General features: G+C 66.6%; 13 protein-coding genes. 2 read left to right on the top strand and 11 right to left on the bottom strand.

Features of this window, described 5'->3' with window-relative positions; translation table 11 throughout:
* Positions 1-2 precede the first annotated feature (2 nt).
* The 3 genes from pilO to C1926_RS20250 are packed head-to-tail and all read right to left on the bottom strand — an operon-like array spanning position 3 to position 2,595.
* Positions 3-659, bottom strand: coding sequence for a type 4a pilus biogenesis protein PilO (gene pilO / locus C1926_RS20260; protein WP_108760445.1), 657 nt, complete (start codon positions 657-659; stop codon positions 3-5).
* A complete protein-coding gene (locus tag C1926_RS20255) occupies positions 656-1,537 on the bottom strand; it encodes a PilN domain-containing protein (RefSeq protein WP_108747283.1) in 882 nt (293 codons plus the stop codon). The genes pilO and C1926_RS20255 overlap by 4 nt, the downstream gene beginning before the upstream one ends.
* Positions 1,537-2,595: a pilus assembly protein PilM gene (locus C1926_RS20250; protein ID WP_079223036.1), complete on the bottom strand. Its 1,059-nt coding sequence runs from the start codon at positions 2,593-2,595 to the stop codon at positions 1,537-1,539. Before C1926_RS20250 ends, C1926_RS20255 begins: the two co-directional genes overlap by 1 nt.
* 219 nt (positions 2,596-2,814) lie before the next feature.
* On the opposite strand from C1926_RS20250, the gene C1926_RS20245 reads away from it, so the two are divergent.
* Positions 2,815-5,235 carry a penicillin-binding protein 1A gene (locus C1926_RS20245; RefSeq protein ID WP_079223037.1) on the top strand — a complete coding sequence of 807 codons (2,421 nt, stop codon included), beginning with the start codon at positions 2,815-2,817 and terminating at the stop codon, positions 5,233-5,235.
* Between the two features lie 232 nt (positions 5,236-5,467).
* Positions 5,468-6,130 (top strand): hypothetical protein, encoded by a 663-nt coding sequence (locus tag C1926_RS20240; protein ID WP_108760444.1) that lies wholly within the window; start codon positions 5,468-5,470, stop codon positions 6,128-6,130.
* 154 nt (positions 6,131-6,284) lie between these two features.
* Here C1926_RS20240 and C1926_RS20235 read toward each other — a convergent pair whose 3' ends face one another.
* The 8 genes from C1926_RS20235 to rpoZ form a co-directional block, all read right to left on the bottom strand.
* A complete protein-coding gene (locus C1926_RS20235; RefSeq protein ID WP_108760443.1) occupies positions 6,285-7,334 on the bottom strand; it encodes a hypothetical protein in 1,050 nt (349 codons plus the stop codon).
* Between the two features lie 375 nt (positions 7,335-7,709).
* Positions 7,710-8,987: a citrate synthase gene (locus C1926_RS20230; RefSeq protein WP_108760442.1), complete on the bottom strand. Its 1,278-nt coding sequence runs from the start codon at positions 8,985-8,987 to the stop codon at positions 7,710-7,712.
* Between the two features lie 296 nt (positions 8,988-9,283).
* Positions 9,284-9,526 (bottom strand): type B 50S ribosomal protein L31, encoded by a 243-nt coding sequence (locus tag C1926_RS20225; RefSeq protein ID WP_079223041.1) that lies wholly within the window; start codon positions 9,524-9,526, stop codon positions 9,284-9,286.
* An 88-nt stretch (positions 9,527-9,614) separates the two neighbouring features.
* Complete coding sequence (locus C1926_RS20220) at positions 9,615-10,553, bottom strand: nucleoside hydrolase (RefSeq protein WP_108760441.1); 939 nt, start codon at positions 10,551-10,553, stop codon at positions 9,615-9,617.
* Between the two features lie 478 nt (positions 10,554-11,031).
* Positions 11,032-13,143: an ATP-dependent DNA helicase RecG gene (gene recG / locus C1926_RS20215; RefSeq protein WP_108760440.1), complete on the bottom strand. Its 2,112-nt coding sequence runs from the start codon at positions 13,141-13,143 to the stop codon at positions 11,032-11,034.
* A gap of 7 nt (positions 13,144-13,150) precedes the next feature.
* Entirely contained in the window at positions 13,151-13,537 is a 387-nt protein-coding gene (locus C1926_RS20210) for a RidA family protein (RefSeq protein WP_046987316.1), read from the bottom strand.
* Between the two features lie 163 nt (positions 13,538-13,700).
* Positions 13,701-15,863, bottom strand: coding sequence for a bifunctional (p)ppGpp synthetase/guanosine-3',5'-bis(diphosphate) 3'-pyrophosphohydrolase (locus C1926_RS20205; RefSeq protein WP_079223044.1), 2,163 nt, complete (start codon positions 15,861-15,863; stop codon positions 13,701-13,703).
* 105 nt (positions 15,864-15,968) lie between these two features.
* A complete protein-coding gene (gene rpoZ, locus C1926_RS20200) occupies positions 15,969-16,265 on the bottom strand; it encodes a DNA-directed RNA polymerase subunit omega (protein ID WP_079223054.1) in 297 nt (98 codons plus the stop codon).
* Positions 16,266-16,360 lie beyond the last annotated feature (95 nt).

Below are 16,360 nucleotides of genomic sequence, written 5' to 3'. Positions count from 1 at the left end.
GATCACGGCTGCGCCTCCTTGCCGGCTTCAAGCTGCTGCTGTTCGGCGACCTCGGCATCATCCAGGTAACGGTAGGTCTTGACCGTACCGGACAGCTCCAGCGCACCGGCACGGCTGTTGCCGTTGGCCTTGTCGACAGGCTTCAGGTTGATGTCGTGCATGGTCAGGATGACCACGCGCGGCAACGAGGCCACGCCACTGACGAACGCGCCGAACTGGTGGTAGCTGCCCACCATCTTCAGCTTGATCGGCTTCTCGGCGTAGAACTCCTTGACCTGTTCCTGTTCCGGCTCGAACAACTGGTTGGTCAGGCCGCTGGACAGCGCGGTCTGCGAGATGTCGATGATCAGGTCCGGCATCTCGGTCTTGCTGGGCAGCTGCCGGAGCATCTGCTGCAGGACCTGCTCCATCTGCGCCAGCTGCTGCTTGAGCGGCTCCAGGTTCACCGCGCGCGCCTGTTCCTTGCTGAACTGGTCACGCAGGGTGGCTTCCTGTGACTCCAGGCCCTCCAGCTCCTCGCGCTTGCCGCTGATCAGCAGCATGTACGCGACGAACATGATGACCAGGGCGATCAGCGCGCAGAACACGATCTTCGCGTTCCGCGGCCAGTTGCCGATGTCGTTGAAATCCAGGCTCTTGACGTCGAATTTCTTGCTCATGCGCGGTCCCCCTGCAACGGGGCATGGAAGGCCTGCGGCGGTTGGGCCAGTCGGCTCCCTTCAGGCTTGGGCGGGGCCGCCGGGGTAGCTGCCGGTGCTGCCGGAGCGGGCTGGGCAGCCGGTGCCTTCGCGGGGGCAGCCGGTGCCGGCGGCGGCGTCGGGGCTGCGCCGGGCTGGGCAGGTGCCGGGGCGGCCGAAGCGGCATCGGCGCCAGCCGCCAGCGGCGCGACCGCCGGAGCCGCAGCACCCGGTGCCGCGACCGAACCATCGGCGTTCAGGCCTGGCGTGGTCGACTCATCGCTCTGCGCCGGCAGTTTCACCGTCACCTTGAACTTGTACGGCAGGGCCTTGACGTCAGCCAGCAGGTTCCCCTGGCTCGACTCCTTGTCCGGCGCGCTGGCTTCGATGATCGACAGTTCCGGGCTGGTCATCCAGCCGGACACTTCCAGGTTGCGCATGTACGCCGAAACGCGTGCATTGGACTGGGTCCGGCCTTCCAGGGTGAGCATGTCACCGTCCTGGGTCAGGGCGGTGAGCACGACGCCATCGGGGATCGTGCGGACCAGGGCGTCGAACAGATGGACCATCTGCGAACGCTTGGCCTGCAGCTGCTCGATGACGGCCTTGCGGGCCAACAGGCGGTTCTTCTGCTCGTCGAGGCGCTTGATCTCCTCGTTCTGCTTCTTGACCTTCTCGATCTCGGTCTGCAGGTAGGCGTTGCGATCCTGCTGGCCGCTGACCTGCATGTCGTAATAGAACCAGATCAACAGGGACAGCAGCAGGCCACCGAGCGCGGCCATGCCGAGCATGACGCCGAACTCGCGCTGGCGTTGCTTGCGCCGTTCGGCGCGCCAGGGCAATAGATTGATGCGTGCCATCAGTCGAAGCTCCTCAGTGCCAGACCGGTAGCGATCATCAGCGCGGGGGCATCCTGGGCAAGCGCCTGCGCCTGCACCTTCGGGCCCAGGGTCATCTGTGCCAGCGGGTTGGCGACCACGGTCGGCACGCCCAGCTGTTCTTCGACCATTTCCGGCAGACCGGCCAGCGCGGCGCAACCGCCCGCCAGCACGATGTGGTCGACACGGTTGAATTCACTGCCCGCGTAAAAGAACTGCAGCAGGCGGCTGATCTGCTGGACCGTCGCCTCCTTGAAGGGTTCCAGCACTTCCACTTCGTAGCTTTCCGGCAGCCCGCCCTGGCGCTTGGCCAGGCCGGCTTCCTCGTAGCTCAGGCCGTAGCGGCGCATGATCTCGTCGGTCAGCTGCTTGCCGCCGAACACCTGTTCGCGGCTGTACAGGCTGCGGCCGCCGCGCAGGACGTTGAGGGTGGTCATGGTCGCGCCGATGTCGACCAGGGCGACCACGCCGTCATGGGACACCGGCAGCTCGCTGGCCACCAGGGCGAAGGCGTTCTCGACCGCGAAGGCCTCCACGTCCATCACCTTGGCCTGCAGGCCGCCCAGCTCCAGCGCCGACTGGCGCAGCTCGACGTTCTCCGAGCGCGAGGCAGCCAGCAGCACCTGGACCATTTCCGGGTTGTTCGGGATCGCCCCGATCACCTCGAAGTCCAGGTTCACTTCCTCGATCGGGTACGGAATGTAGTTGACCGCTTCCAGCTCGATCTGGGCTTCCATGTCGGCTTCGTCGAGGTCGGCCGGCATCGGGATCACCTTGGTGATCACCGCCGAACCGGCCACGGCGGCAGCGGCCAGCTTGGCCTTGCTTCCGGAACGGTTCATCGCCCGGCGGATGGCCTCACCCACGGCCTCCACTTCGACGATGTTCTTTTCAACCACAGCATTCGGCGGCAACGGTTCCACGGCGTAGTGTTCCACGCGGAAACGGTTGCCACTGCGGGAAAGCTGCAACAGCTTTACCGCAGTCGAACTGATGTCGACGCCAATGAGCGGCGACTGACTTTTTGGGATGAGCCCCACGGTTTCTCCCCTGCCGACGGGCACTTGGACACAGGATCTGCGTCCGCGCATTAATAACGTATTTTTAGCGAATGGCAACCGCCCTGCTGTGAAATCCCTCACAGGATGAACACGCAGCCCCTGGCAATTCCCCTTGCGTTCCCCGGTGCCGGCCCCAGCCGCCACCTTGCGTAATCTATACTCTGCGACCACGAAATTCGCAATCGGAATCTGACACCGATGACTCGTCTCCGCCGCTGGCTGCGCTGGATCTTTGTTGTTGTCCTGGTCCTGGCGCTGGTCGGTGCTGCCGCCGTGGGCGGCCTGTACTACGCCGTATCGTCCAAGCTTCCCGACGTGCAGACCCTGCGCGACGTGGAGATGCAGGAGCCGATGTACGTCTATGCTGCCGACGGCAAGCTGATGGCCGTCTTCGGTGAAACCCGGCGCACCCCCATCACCATGAAGGACGTGCCGGAGAACCTTAAGAGGGCTTTCCTGGCCACCGAGGACGCCCGCTTCTATGAGCACGGCGGCGTGGACTACAAGGGCATCGCCCGCGCGGTCTGGCTGCTGGCCACCACCAGCGACCGCCGCGTGCCGGGTGGCTCGACCATCACCCAGCAGGTCGCCCGCCAGTTCTTCCTGAGTTCCGAATACAGCTACACCCGCAAGCTGGCCGAGATCCTGCTGGCCCGCAAGATCGAGTCGGAGCTGAGCAAGGACGAGATCTTCGAGCTGTACCTGAACAAGAGTTTCTTCGGCAACCGTGCCTACGGCGTGGCCGCGGCCGCCGAGTTCTACTACGGCAAGAAGCTGAACGAGCTGGACCTGGACGAGATGGCCTCGCTGGCCGGCATCCCCAAGTTCCCCTCCTCGGGCAACCCGATCTCCAACCCGGAGCGTGCCCGCCAGCGCCGCGACAACTACGTGCTGCAGCGCATGGCGGACCTGAAGTTCGTCAGCCAGGCCGAAGCGGACGCCGCCAAGGCGGTGCCGATGCATGCCACCCCGCATGAGCCGCCGGTGCAGGTGTATGCCCCTTACGTGGCCGAGCTGGTGCGCCAGGAAATGATCGCCCGCTTCGGCGGCGACGTGGTCAACAAGGGCTATCACGTCACTACGACGATCGATTCCACCCTGCAGGAATCGGCCAACGTGGCCGTGCGTGACGGCCTGCTGCTGTATGACCACCGCCACGGCTGGCACGGCGTGGAAAAGCAGGTGCAGCTGGGCGCCGCGGATGACGCTGCCGCCCTGGCCGAGCACCTGCGCGGCATCCCCGGCCAGGCCGGCCTGCTGCCGGCCATCGTCGCCAGCACCGGCGCCGACGGCAGTGCCACGGTGGTCATGGCCAACCGCAGCGAGGTCGTGCTGCCGGCCGCCGCCGCCAAGTGGACCAACAAGACCCCGGGCAAGCTGGTGCAGCGCGGCGACATCGTGCGCGTGCGTGCCGGGGCCAAGGAAGGCGAGTGGCTGCTGGACCAGATCCCGCGCGGCCAGTCCGCCCTGGTCTCCCTGGATGCCCACAGTGGCGCCCTGAAGGCCCTGGTCGGCGGCTTCAGCTTCTCCGGCAACAAGTTCAACCGTGCCACCCAGGCACGCCGCCAGCCGGGTTCGAGCTTCAAGCCGTTCGTCTATGCGGCCGCCTTCGACAAGGGCTACAACCCGGCCTCGATCGTGCTCGACGCCCCGGTCGTGTTCCGCGACCGCCGCGGCAAGACCTGGGCCCCGCAGAACGACGGCGGCGGCTTCCGTGGCCCGATGCGCCTGCGCGAGGCCCTGGTGCAGTCGCGCAACCTGGTTTCGGTGCGCCTGCTCGATGGCATGGGCGTGGACTACGCGCGCAAGTACATCAGCGAGTTTGGCTTTGCCGAATCGGAGCTGCCGCCGAACCTGTCGATGTCGCTGGGTACCGCTTCGCTGACGCCACTGTCGGTGGCCCGCGGCTACGCCGTGTTCGCCAACGGCGGCTCGCGCGTGGACACCTGGCTGATCGACCAGGTCAGCGACCGCGACGGCACGCTGGTGTTCAAGGAGAACCCGGCCCTGGCCTGCCGCGAGTGCGCCGGCACCAGCGACCAGCCGGTGAACCAGGTGGTGGATGGCTTCAACTTCGGTGCCCCGGCACCCAAGCCCGATGCCACCGCCGCGGCCAAGCCGGCTACCGAGGCCCCGGCCGCGCCGGCCAACCCGGACGCCCGCACCGCCCCGCGCGCGATCGACGCCCGCACCGCCTACCAGCTGGTGTCGATGATGCGCGACGTGGTCCAGCGCGGTACCGGTACCGCCGCCAAGGTGCTCGGCCGCGCCGACCTGGGTGGCAAGACCGGTTCGACCAACGACCATCGCGATGCGTGGTTCTCCGGCTTCGGCGGCCCGTACGTCACCACCGTGTGGGTGGGCCGCGACGACTTCCGCTCGCTGGGCTACCGCGAATACGGTGGCAAGGCCGCCCTGCCGATCTGGATCGACTACATGCGCGTCGCCCTGAAGGACGTGCCGCTGGCCGAGAACGAACCGCCGGCCGGCATGGTCCAGGCCACGCTCAATGGCGCCGTGGAGTGGGTGAAGGTGGAAGACATGGACCGCCTGACCGACTACGACCTCAACCTGCAGAACACCCCGCAGGCTGACGCGGCCGCGTTCGACATCTTCTGAGGCAGGTAGTGGTGGGTGCCAACCGTTGGTTGGCACTTTGGCATCCACCGGGCATGGCCCGGCGCTACCGGTAGATGCCAACCTTGGTTGGCACGATGGCTCTGGTAGGTGCCAACCTCGGTTGGCGCTCTCAACGATGGCCAACCAAGGTTGGCCGCTACCTACGCCCACCCCCACGCAGGTGTCACATCCCTGCGCTACCCTGCACCCAGGTCGCATCAGGAGTCTTTGCATGCATCGGGCACGTCAGCATGCTGCCAGCCAGACCCGCGAGCGGCGCCACCGCCTCGCCCACGAAGCCGCCCGCCTCATGGCCGAAGGCGGCATCCGCGACTACCACCAGGCCAAGTTGAAGGCCGCCAGCCGGCTCGGCATCCACGACGATGCCTCCCTGCCCCGCAACGTCGAGATCGAAGACGCCCTGCGCGAGTACCAGCGCCTGTTTTCCGGACCAGAGCACGGCAACGACCTGCAGCGCCGCCGCGAAGCTGCCGTGCGTGCGCTGGAATTCCTGCATGGGTTCGCCCCGCGCCTGGTCGGGCCGGTGCTGGACGGCACCGCCGATGCCAACAGCCCCGTGCAGCTGCACCTGCACAGCGATGATCCGGAAGCCGTGCACCGCTTCCTGGACGAGCACGGCATCCCCGCCGAATCGCGCGTGCGGCGGCTGCGCCTGGATCGCGAACGCAGTCTGGACGTACCGGTGTGGGTGTTCAGTGCCGAGGAGCTGACCTTCGATCTGGCCGTACTGCCCTACGACGCACTGCGCCAGGCACCGCTGTCACCGGTGGATGAGAAGCCGATGCGACGCGCCTCCATCGCCCAGTTGCGGCAGCTGCTCGCCGAAGCAGAGATCACCGCCTACATCGGCGGGGACGCCCAGCAGCAGCGGTAAACACATCAGGCCGCCCTTCGGCGGCCTGATGTCCAGATCATTCGAATGCGCACTATCAGAAGAAGATCGCGTACAGGATCAACAGCGGAATCGGCACGCCCAACAGCCAGAGCAGGATCATTTTCATGTCAGGTCTCCTTGCATGGAATACGGGTTACAGGTCGCGGCGGCGGCCGCCCCAGGTGGCGCTGAGGCTGGCGAAGAACGCGCCGATCAGCAGGGTGATGAACAACCACAGTGCGGCGTACGCCGTTGCCTTGCGGGCATCGTCGGCGGTCTGCTTGGCGGTGTTCTTGGCTTTTTCCAGCGCAGCCCGCATGCGCGTCTGCACGTCGGTCACGCGCGCCTGCGCTTCGGCCGGACTCATGCCGGTTTCGCGTGCGATCAGCTGCGACACGTACTGGGTGTCGGCCGGATCCAGTCCATCGCCCTGCAGGCTGTTGATGATGATGCGGCTCACTTCGGCACGCACTTCGCGGCGGTCACCCATCGGCCCGTTGCCCGGCATCGGACGCGGCGGCGGCGGCGCTGCGGCCGGGCCCATGGGCGCATTGCCCGGGGCAGCGCCCGGTGCTGGCGGAGCCGGCGGCGCAGCGGCGGCCTCCGGACCCGGCTGGGTCGCGCTGCGGAACAGCGAATCAACCCAGTAGTTGAGATCACCGTCCGGCGCGGCGGCAGCGGCACTGCCGGCGCCCGCAGCGGCGACGCCTGCGGTGGACGCTGCGGCACCTGCGGTGGCGCCCGCCACCTTTGCACCGGCGCCCAGCACCCCACCGATGGCCGAGGTCAGCAGGCCGGCGGTCAGCAGCGTGGCCACGGCCCATGAGACGAAGCCGTGGGCGGTATCGCGGAAGTAGGTTTCATCGCCGTGGATCTGCGTCCACTTGGTGCGCAGGCGGCCGGCCAGGTAGCCACCCAGGCCGGAAGCGGCCAGCGCGGTGAAGGTGAGCCAGATGACGCTGGACCAACCGAAGGTTTCCTTGCTGACGCCTTCGAACGACCACGGTGACACCGAGGACAAGCCCAACCCGACGCCGAGGATCAGCAGCACCAGGGACAGCGCGGCCGCCGCAGCGGCACCGGCGAAGATCGCACCCCACGACACCGCGCTTTCGCTGGGCGGTGCGACGATGGGTGCAGTGACGACGGTGGCGACGTCGGCGCCGAGCGGGCCGCGCTCGGGTGGGTCGAATCGGGTACTCATGGGGTGGACGCTCCGTATCGGGTGCTGCGGGTGCAGCGTGCGTCCTGAGGCTGCGCGTGCCGTTGTGAAGCTGGCGAGACCCTTGAATCACGCGGTCTTGGCGCGGGCGGGTCTGCGCGAAAGGCGTGCCAACCAAGGTTGGCATCTACCAGGGCAAGAGCCGCCGGTCATGGCCCGGCGCTACCGGGGACGGTGCCGGCGCCGAGGGCATGCATGCGTGGATCGATGAGCGCGTCAGTAGATCCACGCCATGCGTGGATGGTTTTTCGCGAAGGCCCCAAGCGTGCCAACCAAGGTTGGCACCCACCATGCGCGACGCAAAAAAAAAAACGCCCCGCGATGCGGGGCGTTCTCATCACGGCTTACCGCGGGCAATCAGCCCTGGTAATCGCGCACGTCTGCGCCGGTGTAGACCTGGCGCGGACGGCCGATCTTCATTTCCGGATCGACCTGCTGTTCCAGCCAATGCGACACCCAGCCGGAGGTACGGCCGAGGGCGAACATGACGGTGAACATTTCGGTCGGGATCTGCAGCGCCTTGTAGATGATGCCGCTGTAGAAATCGACGTTCGGGTACAGCTTGCGGGCGACGAAGTACTCGTCCTGCAGCGCGGCCTGTTCCAGCTTCACGGCCACGTCCAGCAGCGGATCCTGCACGCCCAGCTGCTTGAGCACCTTGCCGGTCATCTCACCGATGACCTTGGCGCGCGGATCGAAGTTCTTGTAGACGCGGTGGCCGAAGCCCATCAGGCGGAAGCCGGAGGTCTTGTCCTTGGCCTTGACCACGGCGGACTCGACGTTGTCGGCGGTGCCGATCTCTTCCAGCATCTTCAGCACGGCTTCGTTGGCACCGCCGTGGGCCGGACCCCACAGCGCGGTGACGCCAGCGGCGACCGACGCATACGGGTTGGCACCGGTCGAACCGACCAGGCGCACGGTCGAGGTCGAGGCGTTCTGCTCGTGGTCGGCGTGCAGGATGAACAGCAGGTCCAGCGCCTTGACCACGTCCGGGTTCAGATCGTACTGGCCATCGGCCGACTCGAAGGTCTGCTTCAGGAAGCGGCTGACGTAATCCAGCGAGGTGTCCGGCTTGTTGGCCGGCAGGCCCTTGCCGTGGCGGTAGATCAGCGCCGACAGGGTCGGCACCTTGGCGATCAGGCGCACAGCGGCCTGGCGGCGCTGTTCGGCGTCGGACAGGTCCAGCGAGTCGTGGTAGATGCCCGACAGCTGCGCGATGGCGGCGGTCAGGATGGCCATCGGGTGGGCATCCTTGGCGAAGCTGCCGATCAGCGTGTTGATCGACGGATCGACGTTGGCTTCGGCAGCCAGCTCATCGGTGAAGGCCTTCAGCTGCTCGGCGCTCGGGCGCTCGCCGTTGATCAGCAGGTAGGCCACTTCGACGTAGCTCGACTTTTCCGACAGCTGTTCGATCGGGTAGCCGCGGTACAGCAGCACGCCCTTGTCGCCATCGATGTAGGTGATGGCGGACTTGCAGCTGGCCGTGGCGGTGAAGCCGGAATCGTAGGTGAAATACCCCGTTTCCTTGGTCAGCTTCGCAATGTCGACGCAGTCGTTGCCAAGGGTGGGTTTGATGACGGGCAGAACGACCGACTTTTCGCCGGCGTTGAGCGTGACCTGATCAAGATCGGACACTGTGTGCGCTCCTTCATGGGAAGGCGCCTGCCCAAGCGCATTGGTCAGGCACGTGAATGACGTCCTCGGCCTGTGCCGGGGATCAGGTCATTATCGCACAGCAGCATTTGTCGGGTGCTAGACGGAAGTCGTAGACGACGGGCAGGAGGAACCCTGCCAGCAAGCGGCCTTGATGGGCAAAGATGCCATTCCCTGAACGGTCTGTTCCGCCATTCCAAACGCCCGTTGGGTGGGCGCCGGACAAAAACAAACGGCCGCGCAAAGCGCGGCCGTCGGTTCGAAGCTGGATCGACGGATCAGCGCGCGTAGCGCTTCTGGAACTTGTCGATACGGCCCGAGGTGTCGATCACCTTGTGCTTGCCCGTGTAGAACGGGTGCGAAGCCGAGGAAATTTCGACCTTGACCAGCGGGTATTCATTACCGTCGGTCCAGGTGGTGGTTTCCTTGGTCGCCATGGTGGAGCGGGTCAGGATCTTGAAATCGGAAGTGACGTCTTCGAAGACGACGTCGCGGTAGTTCGGATGGATATCGGCCTTCATGGGCTCACACCGTAAATGGGCTGGTGGTCAAGAGCGGCATTATAAACACCGGTTGCCGCGCGGAGCAACCGGTGTTTGCACATCGGGCTCAGTTCGCGCCCAGCGCCTGGCGGACCAGGGCCTCGAAACGCGCCTGGTCGTAGGCCATCAGCAGGTCGCAGTTGTCCGGCTGGCCAGTCTGGCGGTTCCAGTCGACGATGGTGGCACCGCGGCTGAACGTACCGTTCAGCTCCACGTTCAGCGGACGCGATTCCACCTGCAGCTGGCCTTCCGGGTTCAGCGCCCAGGCCATGGCCACCGCATCGGCGGTGTACCAGCGGCCACCCTTGGCGTCTTCGGACAGCGCGCGGGTCTTGCGCGAGATCAGCTCGTAGAAGCGGGCACGGTCGGAATCGGCCTGCAGCCACTGCTCCGCCTGCTCCAGCGGCAGGCCGTGGGCGACGGTGGCTTCCCAGTCCGACACCAGCAGGTGCTTGAACGAGGTGAACACCACATGCGCGGCTTCCGGATCGAAGGCGATGTTGAATTCGGCGGCCGGGGTGATGTTGCCGTGACAGGTGACCGCGCCGCCCATCACCACGATGCGCTTGATGCGCTGGGGCAGGGTCGGGTCCAGCTTCAGTGCCAGCGCGAGGTTGGTCAGCGGGCCGAGCATGACCAGCATCAGCTCGCCGGCATGCTGGTGCGACAGGCGCAGGATGGCGAGCGCGGCGTGCTCGGCCTCGGCCTGGCGGCTGGGCGGCGGCAGGTCCACGTCGCCATAGCCATCACGGCCATGCACGTGGGCAGCGTCCATCGAGGGGTGGATCAGCGGATCGGGGCTGCCTGCGAACACCGGCACATCGGTGCGGCCGACGATGTCGCAGAGCTTGAGGGCGTTGCGGACGGTGTAGTCGAGGCCGACATTGCCGGCGGCGATGGTCAGGGCGACCACGTCGTGCCGTTCATCGGCGAAGGCCATCAGCAGGGCCAGGGCGTCGTCCACACCGGGGTCGGTGTCGATCAACAGCGGGATCTTGTGGGTCATCGTTGCCGTCTTCAGATCGGCAACGAAGTGTGGACCGGGTTGATGACCGTTGCAAGTACGGGGCTTGGGGGTTCGGCAGGGCTGCGCCCTGCACCCGCAAAGGCAGGAGCAACGGCAAACGCCAGAGCAACGGCAAAAGCTGGTTTCCTGGGGAATGGCGGGGTGGGTCCGGTGGCGGGGGACGCTGCAAGTACGTCCATGTAAGCTCGGTCGCCGCATCCATGCGGCTCACGCCCCCGCCACCGGACCCACCCCACCTTCGACGGTTTCCCGTGGTCTGTCGGAACGGCGTTTTGCTCTGGTAGGTGTCGACCTTGGTCGACACATCCACGAGATGATCAAGAATGATCTTTGTAGCGTCGAGCCATGCTCGACTCCCGTACGCAGCGCGAAGTAGAGCCACGCCATGCGTGGATGAGCATCCCGGGAATGGGGTCAGAGCCCTTTGCTGCGCAAAGGGATCTGACCCCTTCGGCGGTTACGCCGAGGCGTAGCGCACGGCGGTGCCGATCCAGCGGTTGACCACGCGGTCGGCCAGTGCCTGTTGCTGGTCCAGCAGGCGCTCGGCCAGCTCGTGTACGCCCGGCAGCAGGCCGGCGTCGCGGGCCAAATCGGCAATGCGGAAGCCGGCCAGGCCGGTCTGGCGGGTGCCCAGCAGTTCGCCGGGGCCGCGCAGTTCCAGATCCTTCTCGGCGATGACGAAGCCATCGTTGGTTTCGCGCATGGTCTGCAGGCGCTCGCGTGCCATCTGCGAAAGCGGTGCCTGATACAGCAGCACGCAGCGCGACACCGCCGAACCACGGCCGACACGGCCGCGCAGCTGGTGCAGCTGGGCCAGGCCCAGGCGCTCGGCGTTCTCGATCACCATCAGCGAAGCGTTGGGCACGTCCACGCCCACTTCAATGACGGTGGTCGCCACCAGCAGGTCGATCTCGCCGGCCTTGAACGCGACCATCGTCGCCAGCTTTTCCGCCGCCTTCAGGCGGCCGTGCACCAGGCCCACGCGCACGCCGGGCAGCAGCGCCTGCAGCGATTCGTAGGTGGCCTGCGCCGGCGTGGCATCCAGCTCCTCGCTTTCCTCGATGAGCGTGCACACCCAGTACACCTGCCGCCCTTCCTGGCAGGCCAGGGCGATGCGCTCGATCAGTTCCGGGCGGCGATCGTTGTTGAGGGCCACGGTCTGCACCGGCGTGCGGCCGGGCGGCAGTTCGTCGATGGCCGATACATCCAGGTCGGCGTACTCGGACATCGCCAGCGTGCGCGGAATGGGCGTGGCGGTCATGACCAGCTGGTGCGGCACGCTGTTGGCACCCGCCCCCTTGTCACGCAGCGCCAGGCGCTGGTGGACGCCGAAGCGGTGCTGCTCATCGACGATGGCCAATGCCAGATCCTGGAACACCACCGCGTCCTGCATCAGCGCATGGGTACCGACCACGACCTGCGCTTCGCCATTGGCGACCTGCTCGATCACTTTCGCGCGCGCCTTGCCGGTGACCTTGCCGGCCAGCCAGCAGACACGCACGTCCAGCGGTTCCAGCCAGCCGCGCAGGTTGTTGAGGTGCTGTTCGGCCAGCAGTTCGGTGGGCGCGGCCAACGCCACCTGCTTGCCCTGCTCCACCGCCAGCATCGCTGCCAGCGCGGCGACCACGGTCTTGCCGGAGCCGACATCGCCCTGCACCAGCCGCAGCATCGGGCTGGGGCGTGCGAGGTCGTCGCGGATCTGCTTGAACACGCGCGCCTGCGCACCGGTCAGGGCGAACGGCAGTTGCTTCAGCAGGGCCTTGGCCAGCTTGCCCGGGCCAGCCAGCGGCGGCGCGTGGTGCGCCTGCAACGCGATGCGCTGGCGGCGCAGGCTGAGGTGGTGGGCCAGCAGTTCTTCCATCGCCAGGCGGCGCTGCGCCGGATGGGTGCCGGCCGCCAACGCGGCCAGGTCAGCATCCGGCGGCGGCCGGTGCACGGTCAGCAGCGCACTGCGCAGCGACGGCAGGCCCAGGCCGTCCAGCCAACCGGCAGGCAGCAGCTCCAGCGTGCTTTCCTCGGGCAGGCGGTCCAGGGCCTGGCCGATCAGCTTGCGCATGGTCATCGGGCCAACGCCTTCGACGGTGGGATACACCGGGTCGAGGCGGTCGCCGAGTTCGGGATCGTCGTTGCGGCCCAGCACCTGGTAGCTGGGGTGGACGATTTCCAGGCCGAGGTGGCCCGGCTTGGGCGTACCGAAGCAGCGCAGCCGGTTGCCCACCGCGAACTGGCCGACCTGCTGCTGGCGGAAGTGGAAGAAGCGCAGCACCAGGGTGCCCTGCCCTTCGTCTTCCACCGCGACCTTCAGCATCGGCCGGTACCGCATGCCGCGTTCGACCGCGGTGACCCGCACTTCCACCTGCGCCGGAACGCCCGAACGCAGGTCTTCGATGCGGGTCAGCCGGGTGCGGTCTTCATAGCGCAGCGGCAGGTGCAGCCACAGATCCTGCAGGGTGGCCAGGCCACGCGCCTGCAGTTTGGCGGCCACGGCCGGGCCTACGCCGGCAAGCATCGCCAGGGATGCTTCGCCGGACGGTGACAGTGCCGGGGTGACCGCCGCCTTGCGTGCCACGGGTGGGTCAGTCGATGACCATCACCGCGTCGACCTCGAAGTTGGCACCCTTGGGCAGGCCGGAGACTTCGATGGTGGAACGGGCCGGGAACGGGGCCTGGAAGTAGTCCTGCATGACGGCGTTGACCTTGGCGAACTCAGCCAGGTCGGTCAGGTACAGGCCCAGGCGCACGACCTTGTCCAGCGAACCGCCGGCGGCTTCGGCCACGGCCTTGAGGTTGTCGAAGGCGCGGCGGGCCTGCGCTTCGACGTCACCGGCGCCGACGATGTCGCCGGTGGCCGGGTCCAGCGGAATCTGGCCGGAGAAGTACACGGTGTTGCCGGCGCGCACGGCCTGCGAGTACGGGCCGATGGCGGCCGGGGCCTTTTCGGTGTTGATGATCTGGCGGGACATGGTCGCTCCGGTGCGTTGGGGGAAAACAGAGCGGTGATTGTACCGGGTGGGCGCGATGTCGGCTGGGGTCAGAGCCCTCTCCGTCGGAGAGGGATCCGACCCCGTGCGTTATGCGGCCGGGGTCGGATCCGTTTCCCGCGGGAAACGGCTCTGACCCCATGCGTTACTGTCGGCGTACCGATTGCACCACCGACAGGCGGCGCAGGCGGCGCATGACTTCGGCCAGGTGGTTGCGGTCGCGCACCTGGATGTTGAACGCCAGCACGGCGGCGTTGAAGTCGCGGTCCAGGTAATCCACGCGTTCGATGTTGGAATGGCTCTGCGCGATGGCCGCGGCCAGCTGCGCCAGCACGCCGGTGCCGTTTTCCACTTCCACCACCAGCGCGGTGTCGTAGTCGCCGGACACCGTGGTGTCCCAACCGATCGGCACCCAGCGCTCGGGCGACTTGCGCAGCTCGGCCAGGTTCGGGCAGTCCATGCGGTGCACCACGATGCCCTTGCCGGCGGTGTGGTAACCCATGATCTCGTCGCCGGGAATCGGCTGGCAGCAGCCGGCGAAGGTGACCACGCCACGCTCGCTGCCGTTGATGAGGATCTTTTCCTGCGAGTGGTGGCGCGAATGCGGGCCGCCGCGCAGTTCGGCATAGGCCATCAGCGCCTGCGCGGCCTGCGTCGGCATCCAGTTGCCCAGCGCCACTTCGGCCAGCAGGGCCTCCAGGCGCGGGAAACGGTGTTCGGCCAGGAACGCATCCAGGCGCCCCTTGGGCAGGCGCTCCAGCGACGAATCCATTGCTTCCAGCGCGCGGTCCAGCATGCGGTGGCCGAGCTGCACGGCATCTTCGTGTTCCAGCTGCTTGAGCTGGTGGCGGATGGCGGTGCGCGCCTTGCTGGTAACCACGAATTCCAGCCACTGCGGTTTGGGCGTGGCCGAACGCGCGGTGATGATTTCCACCGATTGCCCGGACACCAGCTTGGTGCGCAGCGGCACCAGTTTCTTGTCCACGCGCGAGGCCACCGCCATGTTGCCGACGTCGGTGTGCACGGCGTAGGCGAAATCCAGCGCGGTGGAATTGCGCGGCAGGGCCAGGATCTTGCCCTTCGGGGTGAACAGGTAGACCTCGTCCGGGAACAGGTCGACCTTCACGTTGTCGAGGAATTCCAGCGAAGAACCTGCGGCGCGCTGCGAATCGATCAGTTCGACGATCCAGGCATGGGCACGGCTCTGCGCGCTATTGGGCGAATCGCCACCGAACTTGTAGGTCCAGTGCGCGGCCACGCCGCGTTCGGCGATCAGGTCCATTTCCTCGGTGCGGATCTGCACTTCGATGGGCGAACCGTAGGGCCCGAACAGCACGGTGTGCAACGACTGGTAACCGTTGGCCTTGGGAATGGCGATGAAATCGCGGAAGCGGCCATCCAGCGGCTTGAACGTGGCGTGCACCGAACCCAGCGCGTGGTAGCAGCTGGGCACGCTGCGCACGACCAGGCGGAAGCCGAACACGTCCATCACCTGGTCGAAGGATTTGTTCTCGTCGCGCATCTTGTTGTAGATGCTCCACGGGGTCTTGATGCGGCTGACCAGGCGGTGCTCGATGCCCTCTTTCGCCAGACGCTGCGACAGCTGCACTTCCACCTGCGCCATCGCCTCGCGGCGTACCACCGGCTGGCTGCGGATGTGTTTTTCGATGATGGCGTGGCGCCACGGGTACAGCGCCTTGAAGCCGAGGTTCTGCAGCTCGCTCTTGACCAGGCTCATGCCCAGGCGCTGGGCGATGGGCGCATAGATCTCCAGCGTTTCGCGGGCGATGCGGCCGCGCGCTTCGCGGCTCTGCGCGCCGAGGGTACGCATGTTGTGCAGGCGGTCGGCCAGCTTGATCATGATCACGCGCAGGTCGCGCGACATGGCCAGCAGCATCTTGCGGAAGCTCTCGGCGGCCGCTTCCTGGCGGTCGCGGAACTTCAGCTTGTCCAGCTTGGTCACGCCGTCGACCAGCTCGGCCACGGCTTCGCCGAACTCCGAGGCCAGCTCCTCGCGGGTCAGCGGCGTGTCTTCGATGGTGTCGTGCAGGATCGCGGCGATCAGCGCTTCCACGTCCAGGCCGAGCTCGGCCAGGACCTGGGCCACGGCCACCGGATGGGTGATGTAGGGCTCGCCCGACTTGCGCGTCTGCCCAGCGTGCGCCGACGCACCGACTTCCCAGGCACGGCGCAGCAGCGGCAGCTGTTCCGGCGGCAGGTAATGGGCGGCGCGTTCGAGCTGGAGGACGTAATCAGGTACGGCCGCGGCGGTGGGCGCGGCTACCTTGGCAGTGGGGCCTGGGTTCATGCCAGAAGCCTATGCCAGCGCGCCGATTACGGCAAACCCTGAATGCGAAACAGCCCGCACGGGGCGGGCTGTTCAGCGGTCAAGCAACGGCATTGATCGATGCGATCAATCGTCGTTCTTGGACATGTCTTCGTCGGCGACCACTTCAGCGGCAGCCCACTCCAGCGCTTCGCGCTCGGCACGCTCGCGCTCGGCCTTCTCGACTTCGTCGATCAGCGCGTTGTCGATCTTGCGGGCGGCGATTTCGCGCAGTGCCAGCACGGTCGGCTTGTCTTCGGTGTCGTTGTCCAGGGTGGCCTGCACGCCGTTGGCAAGCTGGCGGGCACGCTTGGAGGCCATCATGACCAGCTCGAAACGGTTGTTAACGACTTCCAGGCAATCTTCTACGGTGATGCGGGCCATACGGGCTCCCGGCGACCGGTCGGCCGCTCAGTCGAATGAGGGAAAGGGGACGGAGTGTACTGGCAGGGGCTGGACAAAATCAAGCCAACCCCCAC

The sequence above is a fragment of the Stenotrophomonas sp. ZAC14A_NAIMI4_1 genome (assembly GCF_003086915.1).
Classification (GTDB): Bacteria; Pseudomonadota; Gammaproteobacteria; order Xanthomonadales; family Xanthomonadaceae; genus Stenotrophomonas.
Note: the sequence above shows the minus strand (reverse complement) of the source record. Positions and strands in the feature narration are given on the sequence as shown.